General features: G+C 32.6%; 15 protein-coding genes. 7 read left to right on the top strand and 8 right to left on the bottom strand.

The features are described 5' to 3' along the window. Positions 1-59: 59 nt before the first annotated feature. From Q4Q47_RS11685 to Q4Q47_RS11650, 8 genes are all read right to left on the bottom strand, one after another. Positions 60-1,001 (bottom strand): N-acetylornithine carbamoyltransferase, encoded by a 942-nt coding sequence (locus Q4Q47_RS11685; RefSeq protein ID WP_303306837.1) that lies wholly within the window; start codon positions 999-1,001, stop codon positions 60-62. Between the two features lie 59 nt (positions 1,002-1,060). Beyond that, positions 1,061-1,822 (bottom strand): glutamate 5-kinase, encoded by a 762-nt coding sequence (gene proB, locus Q4Q47_RS11680; protein WP_303306836.1) that lies wholly within the window; start codon positions 1,820-1,822, stop codon positions 1,061-1,063. Between the two features lie 2 nt (positions 1,823-1,824). After that, positions 1,825-3,021, bottom strand: a complete 1,197-nt coding sequence (locus tag Q4Q47_RS11675) for a glutamate-5-semialdehyde dehydrogenase (RefSeq protein ID WP_303306835.1) — start codon at positions 3,019-3,021, stop codon at positions 1,825-1,827. A 109-nt stretch (positions 3,022-3,130) separates the two neighbouring features. Further along, the gene (locus Q4Q47_RS11670) at positions 3,131-4,276 is read right to left on the bottom strand and encodes an aspartate aminotransferase family protein (RefSeq protein ID WP_303306834.1); all 1,146 of its coding nucleotides are present in this window, start codon (positions 4,274-4,276) and stop codon (positions 3,131-3,133) included. A gap of 1 nt (position 4,277) precedes the next feature. Then, a complete protein-coding gene (gene proC, locus Q4Q47_RS11665; protein WP_303306833.1) occupies positions 4,278-5,072 on the bottom strand; it encodes a pyrroline-5-carboxylate reductase in 795 nt (264 codons plus the stop codon). A 93-nt stretch (positions 5,073-5,165) separates the two neighbouring features. Next, positions 5,166-6,149 (bottom strand): N-acetyl-gamma-glutamyl-phosphate reductase, encoded by a 984-nt coding sequence (gene argC, locus Q4Q47_RS11660; protein ID WP_303306832.1) that lies wholly within the window; start codon positions 6,147-6,149, stop codon positions 5,166-5,168. Positions 6,150-6,191: 42 nt separating this feature from the next. Beyond that, on the bottom strand, positions 6,192-7,367 hold the full coding sequence (locus tag Q4Q47_RS11655) for an argininosuccinate synthase (RefSeq protein ID WP_303306831.1): 1,176 nt from the start codon (positions 7,365-7,367) through the stop codon (positions 6,192-6,194). Positions 7,368-7,402: 35 nt separating this feature from the next. Beyond that, a complete protein-coding gene (locus tag Q4Q47_RS11650; RefSeq protein WP_303306830.1) occupies positions 7,403-8,020 on the bottom strand; it encodes a GNAT family N-acetyltransferase in 618 nt (205 codons plus the stop codon). A 611-nt stretch (positions 8,021-8,631) separates the two neighbouring features. Between Q4Q47_RS11650 and Q4Q47_RS11645 the strand changes: the two genes are divergently transcribed. The 7 genes from Q4Q47_RS11645 (at position 8,632) to Q4Q47_RS11615 (ending at position 13,930) form a co-directional block, all read left to right on the top strand. Further along, positions 8,632-8,769 carry a hypothetical protein gene (locus Q4Q47_RS11645; RefSeq protein ID WP_303306829.1) on the top strand — a complete coding sequence of 46 codons (138 nt, stop codon included), beginning with the start codon at positions 8,632-8,634 and terminating at the stop codon, positions 8,767-8,769. Between the two features lie 13 nt (positions 8,770-8,782). After that, a complete protein-coding gene (locus tag Q4Q47_RS11640; RefSeq protein WP_303306828.1) occupies positions 8,783-9,427 on the top strand; it encodes a hypothetical protein in 645 nt (214 codons plus the stop codon). A 141-nt stretch (positions 9,428-9,568) separates the two neighbouring features. Continuing rightward, the gene (locus Q4Q47_RS11635; protein ID WP_303306827.1) at positions 9,569-10,624 is read left to right on the top strand and encodes a sensor histidine kinase; all 1,056 of its coding nucleotides are present in this window, start codon (positions 9,569-9,571) and stop codon (positions 10,622-10,624) included. A 95-nt stretch (positions 10,625-10,719) separates the two neighbouring features. Then, positions 10,720-11,481 (top strand): LytR/AlgR family response regulator transcription factor, encoded by a 762-nt coding sequence (locus Q4Q47_RS11630; protein ID WP_303306826.1) that lies wholly within the window; start codon positions 10,720-10,722, stop codon positions 11,479-11,481. 207 nt (positions 11,482-11,688) lie between these two features. Beyond that, a complete protein-coding gene (locus Q4Q47_RS11625) occupies positions 11,689-12,750 on the top strand; it encodes an adenylate/guanylate cyclase domain-containing protein (RefSeq protein WP_303306825.1) in 1,062 nt (353 codons plus the stop codon). Positions 12,751-13,215: 465 nt separating this feature from the next. Beyond that, positions 13,216-13,380, top strand: coding sequence for a hypothetical protein (locus tag Q4Q47_RS11620; RefSeq protein WP_303306824.1), 165 nt, complete (start codon positions 13,216-13,218; stop codon positions 13,378-13,380). A gap of 28 nt (positions 13,381-13,408) precedes the next feature. After that, the gene (locus Q4Q47_RS11615) at positions 13,409-13,930 is read left to right on the top strand and encodes a DUF4251 domain-containing protein (RefSeq protein WP_303306823.1); all 522 of its coding nucleotides are present in this window, start codon (positions 13,409-13,411) and stop codon (positions 13,928-13,930) included. Positions 13,931-13,958: the final 28 nt, after the last annotated feature.

Below are 13,958 nucleotides of genomic sequence, written 5' to 3'. Positions count from 1 at the left end.
TTAGTTTAAGTGTGAAAAGATTGCTTAAATCGTTCCTCTTTTGTAATGACGTTCATTTTTTATTTATTACTTTCTAATATTTTTTTCAATACCAATTGTGCTGCGTAGGTTCTATTATTAGCTTGCTGAATAACCAACGAGCTCTCACTATCTAAAACAGCATCTTCTACGACTACATTTCGTCTTACCGGCAAGCAGTGCATAAATTTAGCATCACCTAACTTTTCTTTGGTAATCATCCAATTAGGGTCTTTACTTAAAATTTTTCCATAATTTGAATAAGAGCTCCAGTTTTTAGTATATACAAAATCAGCATTCGCAAAAGCTTCTTCCTGACTGTAAATTATTGGCGTATCTCCCGTAATTTCAGGATTTAAATCGTAGCCTTCAGGGTGCGTAATTACAAACTCGACATCCATTTTTTGCATGGCTTGGACAAAACTATTTGCCACGGCATGTGGTAAGGTTTTTACGTGTGGTGCCCAACTTAACACGACTTTTGGTTTTGCAACTTTTGCATGTTCTGAAATCGTTAGTGCATCCGTTAATCCTTGTAATGGGTGTCCGGTGGCACTCTCCATATTTACAATAGGAACAGACGCATATTTAACAAACGATTTTAAAACCTGCTCGCTTTCATCTTTTGCCTTATCCGTCAATGTAGGAAATGCTCTTACTGCAATAATATCACAATACTGCGACACGACAGCTGCCGCTTCTTTTATATGTTCTGCGGTATGACCGTCCATAACAGTACCATCTCCAAATTCTATACCCCAGGCATCTCCAGACACATTCATAACGATGGGGTTCATCCCTAAATTTAACGCTGCTTTTTGTGTACTTAAACGGGTACGTAAACTAGAGTTAAAGAATAATAACCCAATGGTTTTATCTTTTCCCAGGCTCATATGCATTAAAGGATCTTGTTTTAAGGCTTTAGCTTCCTCAATCCATGATTGCAAGTTATCTATATCGTGTATGGAGGTGTAGTTTTTCATTGTTTTATTGTTATTTTGTAGACCTATCAGGTTTTAAAAACCTGATAGGTCTCTTCTTCTTATTTTATTTTAGTAAGCGATACTTTATTATCCATAGCATTTAAGATGAAATTATCTTCCAATCCGTTCACAATCCATGTTTCTACGTTCGATTGTTTTGCTACTGTAATGGCGTCTATTTTAGATTGCATCCCACCTGTACCATGAGTTGATTTAAAATTTACTACTTGGTTTTTTAATTCGTTAAAATCTTCAACTAATTCAATAGTTTTGGGGATACCATTCTCAATAGATTCTTTAGTATAAATGCCATTCGTATTGGTGGCTATTATAAATAAATCAGCATTTAAAAGTGACGCTGTAAGTGCTCCTAATTTATCATTATCTCCAAATTTAATTTCATCGGTAGCCACGGTATCATTTTCATTAATAATTGGAATATAATTATTGTTAACCAGTACATTGATGGTATTTACAATATTGGTTTTACTTTCTTGTTTTTCAAAGTCTGAATAGGACAATAAACATTGGGATGTTAGCAACCCATATTCTCTGAAGATCTCTTGATAAATTCTTATAAGATGTGGCTGACCAATAGACGCTAAAGCTTGTTTTACAAAAACATCCTTTTGCTTACTTTCTAACTTCACAAACTGCTTTGCCACTGCAATAGCCCCAGAACTCACAATAATAAACTCACAAGTATCCTGTAATTGTGCCATTTGATTTGCGATATCTTCAATCTTACCTCTAGAAATGTTATTGGTTTCTTTGGTAAGTGTATTAGAGCCAACTTTAAGTAATATTCTTTTTTTCTTCATGGTTATCTTGTTTGTCCATTTCCATGAACGTACCATTTATTAGTTACCAAATGTTGCAAACCTATGGGCCCTCTTTGGTGTAATTTATCTGTGCTAATGGCCAACTCACCTCCTAACCCAAGTTGTCCGCCATCCGTAAAACGTGAGGATGCATTATGATATACCGCTGCAGTATCTACATTCTCCATAAACAATTTCGCTTCTGCTTCATTGGTGGTTACAATGACTGATGAATGTCCACCAGAGTATTTATTTATCATGGCAATAGCATCTTCATTTGAAGCAACCTCTCCAATGGCTATCTTATAATCTAAAAACTCTTCAAACCATGTCTGATCTGATGGTATTGCTTTTACCTCATCGAATTCACAAAGGTTTTCATCTCCTAAAACCTCAACATTAAATGCTTTTAATTTAGAAATGAGGTTTTCTATAAAATCTCTTTTATTAGGTAAATCTTTATCTATAATAACTTTATCTATGGCGTTACATGCTGATATTTTAGCTGTCTTTCCATTCACAATGAGGTTTAAGGCTATTTGTTGATCTGCTTCTGGGTGTACATACACAAAGTTATTACCACGACCACTAATGATGACAGGACATGTTGCATGTTCCTTCACAAAAGCAATTAATCTCTCACCACCCCGAGGCACAATTAAATCGACTTTCTGTGTTGGCTTTTCTAAAAAGGCTTGTGTTTCTGTTCTATTGAATTGCAAGTAGGCTACCCAATCAGTTGACGCATCATAATCTTTTAAAGCTTGATGCCACAACTCAACAATCTTTAAGTTTGATTTTAGTGATTCTTTTCCCCCTTTAAGTAATATCCTATTACCCGATTTAAAAGCAATCCCTGCTGCTTCAACCGTAACATCAGGTCTGGATTCATAAATAATCAACACCGTTCCAAACGACGCTGTTTTATTATAGACCTGCATCCCATTATCATGCTTAAAACTGAAGCGTTCTATGCCCACAGGGTCTTCTTGAGATGCTAAATGCGTTACAGATGCAATCATTTCATCTACTTTAGTATCATCCACTTTTAGTCTATCATACATCGAAATATCATCGCCATTATAAGCTTCTAAATCTGCTTTATTGATAGCAATAATAGCGTTTCTTTCTTGTTCTAAAAGTATCGCCATTTTAAGTAGCACAGCATTTCTTTTCTCTATAGATAATAAGGTATTCATGTTTTCTAGTGTTCTGTTTTACAGTGTTCAGTGGCAGTTTCTCTTCTTATGTTAGCTTCTTATGTGATTTCTCCTTTCAGTCGAAATGGCATATTAACTTCATTCTTTTTTATACCGATGTTTCCATTTTAACTAATACTTTTATCAAAGCATCAAAAAATTGATCTACGTGTTCTTTTTTAACAGTTAACGGAGGCAAAATTCTTAACAACTTTTTATTGGATGCGCCACCTGTAAAAATATGTTCGTCATAAATAAGTTTCTTTCTTAGGTCTCCAACTTCAAAATCGAATTCTAAACCGATCATCAAACCTCTTCCTTTTATATTTTTTATTTGCGGAATCGTTTTTGCTTTTTCAATAAAATACTCAGAAATAGCATTCGTGTTTTCAATGAGGTTTTCTTCTTCAATCGTATTTAAAACTGCTAAACCTGCTGCACATGCTAAATGATTACCACCAAAGGTCGTTCCCAACATGCCATATTTAGCTTCGATATTTGGGTGAATTAAAATCCCGCCTATTGGAAAGCCATTCCCCATACCTTTTGCCATAGAAATAATATCTGGTGTGACTTTATAATACTGAAACGCGAAAAATTTCCCCGAACGTCCATAACCACATTGAATCTCATCAGCAATAAACATGGTGTTATTAGCTTTACAAAGTGTATCTACTTGTTCAAAAAACGCTGCTGTTCCTTGATCCAAACCACCAACGCCCTGAATAAACTCCACTATAACAGCACAAACATCCCCTTTTTCTAATTCTCTTTTAACACCTTCAATATCATTTAAAGGCAAAATGGTTACTGCTTGCTGCGCATTTATTGGTGCGATAATATTTTGGTTATCAGTTGCTGCTACGGCTGCTGATGTACGCCCATGAAACCCATTATTAAAGGCCACAACACGTTTCTTACCTGTTTTAAAAGAGGCTAATTTTAAAGCATTTTCATTGGCTTCTGCTCCCGAGTTACATAAAAACAACTCGTAATCTTTACACTCTGACAGTGCTTCAATTTTATCTGCTAATTGCTTTTGTAATGGGTTCTGAATCGCATTAGAATAAAACCCTAATGTATTCACTTGGTTGGTGATTGCTTCAACATAATTTGGGTGTGCATGTCCGATAGAAATCACAGCATGACCTCCATAAAGGTCTAAATATTCGGTTCCTTCGTTATCATAAACAAGTATGTCTTTCCCGGAAATCGGGGTGACATTATATAATGGATAAACGTCAAATAATGGCATTTTAATTCTTTTTAATTTGATTAATTTTTTCGAACGATGATACGATGCCTTGTATTAAAGCAGAACTCAAACCTTGATGTTCCATAGCATTCAGTCCTTCAATAGTACATCCACTAGGCGTTGTTACACGATCAATTTCTTGCTCTGGATGCCTACCTGATTCAATTAACAAGCTTGCAGAACCAAAACAAGTTTGAACCGCCAAATCATGTGCTTCATGTGCTTCAAAGCCCAATTGAATAGCGCCTTGCGTTGTCGCACGTACCAAACGCATCCAAAATGCAATCCCGCTGGCACAGATGACTGTTGCTGCTTGTATTTGTTCTTCTGGAATGACCATGGTAGTCCCTAACTGATTAAATATGTCTTTTGCCAATTCAATTTTTTCCTGACCTTTATCATTCGCTGAAAGGCAGGTCATGGATTTCCCTATTGAAATTGCTGTATTCGGCATGACGCGAATGATATTTTTATCGTTTCCAATAATACTCTCTATCCTGGAAATCTCGAAACCGGCTGCTACTGAAAGCACAATATGATCAGCTTTTATAATTGGTGCTACATCTTTCAATACGCCTTCAATATGTCTGGGCTGTAAGGCAAAAAGAACGATATCTGATTCTTCAACTGCTTTTGAGTTGTCACTTGTAATGGTAACATAAGGTTCATCTTCAAAAGCTTTTACCGCCGATGTGTTTTTATCACTTAGATACAACGATGTAAATGACTTATTTTTTATAAGTCCTTTGACTATAGAGCTTCCTAAATTCCCTGTTCCTATTATTGCTATTTTCATAGTTTATTCTTTTTTTCATTTCCGCGAAGGCGGAAATCTATTTATTATTTTTGCTTGAGATTTCCGCCTTCGCGGAAATAAAAAAAACGGTACTTAGAAATAAGTCCCCTTCAACTGCAATCCTTCAGTTTCTTCTAATCCAAACATTAAATTCATGTTTTGAATGGCTTGACCCGAAGCCCCTTTTAACAAGTTATCAATCACACTTGTAATCAACAGTTTATTATTATGTTTATGTAAATGTATAATACATTTATTCGTATTAACCACTTGTTTTAAATGGATGTTTGCATCCGAAATAAAAGTGAATTTGGCATTTTTATAAAAGTGTTTATACATAGAGATAGCCTCTTCAACCGTACCTTCAAAATCTGTATAAATAGTTGCAAAAATCCCTCTTGAAAAATTCCCTCTATTTGGCATAAACAAAATCTCTGAAGAAAAATCATTTTGCAATTGCTTTACTGATTGATTGATTTCTCCTAAATGCTGATGGGTAAATGGTTTATAATATGAAAAATTATTATCTCTCCACGTATAATGTGTCGTTGCCGATAGTGAAGTTCCGGCTCCTGTGGCTCCAGTTACTGCGTTAATATGCACATCGTTATTCAATAAATTCTTTTCAGCCAATGGCAACAATCCTAATTGAATGGCTGTCGCAAAGCATCCTGGGTTTGCAATATAATTAGCAGATTTAATAGTTTCTTTTTCCAATTCTGGTAAACCATACACAAAGTTTTTACCATCAAAAACTTTATCCTTTTCTAATCTAAAATCGTTTCCTAAATCTATAATCTTTGTTTTATCTGAAAACGTATTGTTTTCTAAAAACTTTACCGAGTTCCCATGACCTAAACATAAAAATAACACATCGACATCCGGATTAACAGTATCCGTAAATTTCAAATCTAACGAACCGACCAAATCCTGATGGATATGACTAATTTTATTACCAGCATTAGATGTACTGAATACAAAATTAATAGTCGTTTTTGGGTGATTAATCAACAATCTAATTAGCTCACCAGCCGTATAACCTGCCCCTCCAATAATTCCTACTTTTATATTTTCCATTTTTAGTTTTATTTCCTATTCTAGATTAACCCTGCTTATTATCTACGAGTTTACTTGTTGATATATTTTATTTTGATTTCCAATAATTTTAATGAATCCTTTAGCTTCATCTGCAGTCCACCCTTTATTAATCTCGCCATAGCTTCCAAACTTCGCATTCATTAAATCATGCTTTGATACAATACCATCCAAAGAGAAATGATATGGTTTTAATGTTACTATCACATCACCACTTACTTGCTCCTGGCTACTTTGTAAAAAGGCTTCAATGTTTCTCATTACAGGATCTAAATACTGGCCTTCATGTAAATGCATTCCGTAAAAACTTGATAAGTATTCTTTATGCTGTAGTTGCCATTTGGTAAGTGTGTGCTTTTCTAATAAATGATGTGCTTTTACAGTAATTAAAGCTGCAGCAGCTTCAAAACCAACACGCCCTTTTATGCCAACAATCGTATCCCCAACATGAATATCTCTACCTATAGCGTAATTCGATGCTATATTGTTTAACAATTCAATATTAACTTCTGGTTCATTTTCTTTACCATTCAATGCCACAAACTCCCCATTTTTAAATGTCAGCGTCACTTTCTCTTCACCTTCTTTCTCCAATTGTGATGGGTAGGCTTCACTTGGCAAAGGTTTTTCAGAAGTTAAAGTCTCAGATCCTCCAACACTAGTCCCCCAAAGTCCTTTATTGATTGAATATTGTGCTTTTTCCCAAGACATATCTATTCCATTAGATTTTAAATAATCTATTTCTTCTTGTCTGGTTAATTTTTCATCTCTAATAGGTGTAATGATTTTAATTTCTGGAGCCAGCGTTTGAAAAATCATATCGAATCTTACTTGGTCGTTTCCTGCCCCAGTACTTCCATGTGCGATATATTCGGCATCAATACTTTTTGCATATTCCACAATTTCGATAGCTTGAATGATTCTTTCGGCACTTACTGATAATGGATAGGTGTTATTCTTTAAAACATTACCAAAAATTAAATACTTCACTACTTTTTGATAAAACGTAGCAACGGCATCAATATTTTTATAAGTAGAAACACCCATTTTATAAGCATTACTTTCTATATGTTCAATTTCACTTTTTGTAAACCCTCCTGTATTGACGCTTACTGCATGAACATCATACTCTTTTGATAAACTAACCGCACAATACGATGTGTCTAATCCACCACTATAGGCTATTACTAATTTTTTCATTTAATTATTGTTTTCGTTTCCATGAAGATGGAAATCTATTTTTTATCCTTTTTTAAAAACATGGTTTCTTTAATATGTTTCAATCTTTTAAAAACCTTTTCTTTTATTTTTTTTGATCCTTTTTTTTCTTTTGTCTTGGCATCATATAACATACCTGTACACAAACACATTTTACGGTTGGTACGCGTTAAAACGTCATAATTCTGACAGGTTGAACAACCGTCCCAAAATGTCTGGTCGTCTGTTAACTCTGAAAACGTCACTGGTTTATATCCTAAATCACTATTCAATTTCATAACAGCTAAACCCGTTGTAATACTAAATACTTTAGCATCTGGAAACTTAGTTCTTGAATGTTCAAATACTTTATGTTTTATTTTTTTAGCAAGCCCTTTCCCTCTATAATCAGGATGTACAATTAAACCTGAATTAGCTACAAACTTTCCATGACCCCACAGTTCTATATAACAAAACCCTGCAAATACGTCGCCATCTATAGCGATAACAGCATTACTATTTTTCATTTTTCCTGAAATATATTCAGGTGTACGTTTGGCAATACCTGTACCTCTAACCTTTGCTGATTCTGCAATGGTTTCGCAAATAATTTCTGCGTATTTGGTATGTGATTTATTGGCAATTACAATCTCCATTTATTTGGATCTATTTTTTTATTTGAATTTTAACCTTTTTTTGATTACTGAACTGGACTCACCTAAGTTCAAAAATAGAAGCACACCCTTACGGGCGACGTGGAAAATTACGGCGCATAATATCTTTGTTAACTAAAAAGTTAACTGGGTTTTGAAATGCTATGAGAAATATTTTGGACACTATGAAAAAAAATTAAAATGACGTTTTGGTTTTGCTAACTGGAAGACTAGATGCAGCGGCGGCGAATGCGCACGGGCAAACCGGGAACAGAACAACGTATTTTATTTTTTAAATTTTTCATAAGGCAAATCTAAAATTTTATTTAATACTACCTGTAAAAAAGTATCATTTTTTCATAAAAATTATTAATATCTCTATATTCTTATGTTTTTTTTCTAAATAATTCAATGATATTCAAATTATTTAAAAACTTACTCCTTGATGATTTCACATCATACTAGCTCTCTTTTTATAAGCTATTATGATTAATCAACAAACTCACTTTTAACTTCGGACACTTCACTTTAGATTTTAGTCACTTCACCTAAAAAGCTAAAAACAACATCCACGTCCCTATATACATTTGTACAAGAATTAAAATATTAATGTCATGAAAAATTTAAAATCAATTCTAAAAAAATGGCTTATTATAAAACGTTTTGTACATATAAAAAGTTCAGAAGATTATAATTCAGAAAGACTAAATCAAATCAATAGAAGTAATAATGATTTACCCATGTTCATTTAAAACACAAGAAATCATGAAATCAATTAGCAAAATACTCGGAATAATAATATTAACAATTATGCTTACCAGTTGTTCAACTGTAAAAGTTATTAATACCTGGAATGAATCTACAACACCAAATTTACAAGATAAATGTATCATGGTGATAAGCAATACAGATAATCATATTGTTAGGAGTCAATTTGAAAATGATCTGGTTAAAAAACTAAAAGAAAATGGCTTCCATGCTATGGAAAGCTCAACCATATTTCCAAAAATTGACACTTCTGTAAAGTTGAGCGACACCGAAATCCAAGAAATTACCTCAGATCTTAAAAGTAGAGGTATACAAATGATCATGGTCACTGTATTAAAGGACACTCAGGAGTACACAAAAACAGAAACAACAGGCGGAACTTCCGTAAGATCAATTCCTAGGTTATGGTATTATAATGGTTTCTATTACTACTACAATAGTTTTTATATAGAATCAGAACCTATTAATTCTATAACCTATACAGGTAAAAAACACATTTTAGAAACAGTTATATACGATTTAACCAAGCCTGATAAGCAACAATTAGTTTCTGTTATCACAACTGAAACAGACAATCCTAAATCTATTGGAATCGTATCTAAAGATTTTTCAAAAAGAATAGTACATGAGTTAGTTAATTAGTTTCATTATAGTTTGTTTGATTAGTTTGACTGCCAGAGATCATTAAAAAAATTTCATGCTTCTCTGGCAGTTGTTTTTAACTTCATATTCAACCGACTTAAACGATACAAATAACTTATATTAATTTTAACTATATTAGTTATGATCTTCATTAATAAAACGATAACAATTTTGACAACCACATTTATAAAGCAAAAGGTCTTACTGTGTATTGCATTAATCATATCAATACTCTTAACTTTACCTAGAATCTTGATTATATTTGGTATAGTAGATGACTTATCGACAGCTTTCACTCCTGCTTCTATAAAAGATATCCTATTTCGATTTTTATGGTTTACTCTTTTTTCCTGGTTGTTATTAGAGTTTAATGCGAATACTAAATATTTCTATTCAAAATTTCAAAGTGTTCTAAGAGGGTTAACAACCGTCATTATAAATATAGCTTTATACTTAGCTTTATTGCATTTATTCCTCTTTTTGTACCCGAGGTTAGTAGGAGAATCTATGGTATCAGAAGAACAAGGGCTAACCTACTTCATATATTTTGTAGTTGCCATAATAGCCATATTTATTGCTAGAATTTTAAGATACCAATTAAGCCTTAAAGAAAAATTAATTGAGCAAGAAGCTTTAAAACAGCAAAGTTTACAAAATGAATTAATGGCTCTTAAAAATCAAGTTAATCCTCACTTTCTTTTTAACTCTCTAAATTCATTGAGTGCACTGGTAAAAGAAAACAACGATGCTACTAGTTTTATTAATAAGTTGTCTTACTTGTACCGCTATATACTACAAAGTAGTGAACGGGACTTGGTAACCCTTGAAGAGGAACTTGAGTTTTTAAAAAGCTACATATATTTAATAAAAGTAAGATACCGGAGTAGGTTCAGCATAAACTACAACCTGGATGAATCCTTATTAAAAAAGAAAGTTCCTATTTTAGCTTTACAGCTACTGGTTGAAAACGCGGTTAAGCATAACGAAATATCTGAAGAGCACCCCCTTGAAGTAAATATATATTCTGAGGATGGCTTTATTGTCATAGAAAATAAAATTAGACCAAGAAAAACGTTATCCTCTGGTACCGGTAATGGGTTAGCAAATTTAAATAAACGTTACTATGCGCTCAAAAAGAAACATATTTCTATAAGCAATACCAACAATATTTTTAAGGTAAAGTTATCAGTAAATTAGATATTATGAAACATCCATAATCAAAATCTTGATACCTAAGGGAATGATTAAATGGATGCTACATGTGACCAATAAAAAGCAATAAATATAAACACATGAAAGTAGTTATTATAGAAGATGAATTGGCTGCAAGTGAGCAACTCACTTATCTCATACACAAAATTGATTCAAGTATTGAAATATTGACTGTACTAGATTCTGTAAAATCAGCAGTAGCGTATTTTAATAAACCGAATGAAGCTGTTCTTGTGTTTATGGATATACATTTAGCCGATGGCCTGTCATTTGAGATTTTTGAAAAAACGAACATTACGATCCCAATAATTTTCACAACAGCTTATGATCAATACGCTCTTAAAGCATTTAAAGTTAATAGTTTAGACTATTTATTAAAACCAATCAATGAAGAGGAATTAAGTATTGCCATCAAGAAGTTTAGCGCAAGACCCCAAACGCGTACAGTATCTTATGACAACATTCAGCAATTGGTTCAATTCATGCAATCAAACAGTCCCGTTTTTAAAACGACATTTTTAGTACATCAAAGGGATGAATTGATTCCAGTCAAAGCAGAAGATATCGCTTATTTCCATATAGAACTTAGTATTGTAACCGCTACAACATTTAAAAATCAATCATTTGTCATAGATAAAAAACTGGAAGATTTAGAAAAAGAGCTAGATCCTTATAACTTTCATAGGGCGAATAGGCAGTTTATAATCAATAGAAATGCTATAAAGAGCATCAAATTCTACTTTAACGGAAAGCTGATTATCAATGTTAATCCGCCATCTAAAGAGCGCATTACAATAAGTAAAGCGAAATCATCAGAAATAAAAACATGGGTAAATAATTGAATATAAACACATTTAAAATGCAATAGCCATTATGGAACCTTTAATGATTATATTAAAATTAGTACTATTAATTTCGCCATTGGTTAGCATTGGTCTTTATGGTTACTATAAAGGAAAAAGATGAAATAGTTCGTTTCAAAAAAAAAGAAATTGGTTATCTCAAAAATATAAGGACACTAAAACGTCATAAAAAATTAAAAATTTGGTTTGAAGCCCAGACATTACAAGATACTTAGAGATTATATTATCGGTTGGTTAATTGCAAGTCTTGTCTGGCAACTACTTCGGGGGTCTCAGGATGTGAATATTCCTTATATGGAGGATTCTTTCTCCAACATACTTTTTCTATTCATTATAGCATGGATCACTCAAGGGTTACTTTATGGTGTACTCCATATTTTTCTTGAAAACTTAGTTAGAAGGCGTATTCCATTATCCAAGTTATTAGCTTTTGCGCTTATACTACAAATTATATCCGCCATTGGGTTTTATGTATTTATATTTTATTTGTTTATTAAGGTTGAAATATTTGTAGACGTTGCTTTTAAAATATCGGAGTTTATACAATTACCTGTTATTTGGGTAAGCTTTATCTATACTGTATTGGTCAATTTCTTTATAAGTCTTTTTCTCAATATTAATTTAATGTTAGGTGAAGGAAACTTGATTAAATTCATTTCAGGAAAATTCTATACTCCAAAAGAAAAGGAGCTTATTTTTATGTTTTTAGATCTTAGAAGTTCTACCTCAATTGCTGAAAAATTAGGGCATACAAAATACAGCAAGCTCCTTCAAGACTGTTTTTATGATTTGGCTATAGTTCATAAATATAAAGCTTCTATTTACCAATATGTAGGAGATGAAGCTGTTTTAACCTGGTCTTATAAAGAAGGGCTTAAAGGCTCTAAAAGTATAAAAGCTTTTTATGCTTTTAAAGACCAAATTAAAAAGAGAGCAAGCTATTATATGAAAGCATATGGTATGGTACCTGAATTTAAAGCAGGTATGAATTGTGGTATCGTAACTGTTGCAGAAGTTGGAGAATATAAACGTGAGATTGCCTATCATGGAGATACTATAAATACTGCTTCAAGAATTCAAGATCAATGTAATCGTCTGGAAGTAGATCTACTTATCTCTGAAAGACTCCTAAAGCTTTTAAAAATTACCCCTTGGGCAATATCTAAACTAGAAGGCAAAGTACTCTTAAAAGGGAAACATGGCACCGTAAACATATATTCTTTAAAACTTAATAAGCGTACCATTTAAATAGATCTGTACTTTTATGCATAGTACAATTCCAATGCTCTTAATAATGTAAACGCATTCTTTTCTTGCTTTATATACTTATTTAACGTGAACTCGATATAAATTTCAATGAACAAATAGCATTTATGTTTCTGATAAACACCGATTTGTCATGTCGACAGAGCGAAGCATGAGCGACGAGACATCTCAGAAGGATGAGATTCCTCCTCAAAAGCTTCGCTTTATATCTTCAAACAAAATATATTTTGTTTTTGATAGTGTTCGGAATGACATACTTCTCTCATTAAACTTTTAAATAGCTGATTGTCAATTCACAATGCATCGAACTCTCGTTATTTAATACCCCTATTAAAAATTCACTTTCAAATACTAATACTTCACCGCCTTATTTCTCCACTTCACCCAGATCATTTCGATTTCCACCTTGACTTCAACCTAAATTTGTACTATAAATATGAATCACGTATGAAAACTCAAATCCCAACAATAGAAAAAATATATGCCAATAAAAATTGGTGTAGCGATCTAAAAGAAGAAGAATTAGTTGAAAAAATTAAAACAATATTCAAAAGGTTTTACAAAGAATTAGAACTATATGGGGCTGCGGCGGGTGCAGCCATGAGAAAGTAATATTTAACTCATTAAAAAATCAGAAATTATGAAAAATATAATTTTAACAATAGGCTTATTTCTGTTCACATTAGGCATAACAGGGCAAACAAAATCTCAAAAAAAAATAGAGAAGGAAATAAAATATACGGAAACATATTCAAAGACTAAAACGGTAATCAATTCCAAAACATTTGTTTTTGAACCAAATTGGGTAAATCCAATGGGTGGCGGCAATATTAATATAAATAGCGATGGCTATTATTTAAAAATTTATAATGATTCTATTGATGTTGATCTACCCTATTTTGGACGTGTTTATTCATCTATAAATTTTGGCAAAGGTGGCGGCATCGAAATAAAAGGCATCATCAAAGATTACGTAGTAAGCCACAATGACAAGAAAAGAAAATCAATCATAGAGTTATCCACTAAAAATAATTCAGAATATTTTGATATTACGATAACCATTTTCAGAAGTGGAAGTTCTACACTAACTATTACCGGCAGAGATAGAAATAGTATTAGTTATAGTGGTAACATCATAAAACCTAATGGAGAATTAATTTGAATGCCAAATCATAATTTCTATAAAGTCA

It is taken from the genome of Flavivirga spongiicola, from assembly GCF_030540825.1.
Taxonomy (GTDB): Bacteria; Bacteroidota; Bacteroidia; order Flavobacteriales; family Flavobacteriaceae; genus Flavivirga; species Flavivirga spongiicola.
This window is presented reverse-complemented; position numbering and strand designations above follow the sequence as displayed.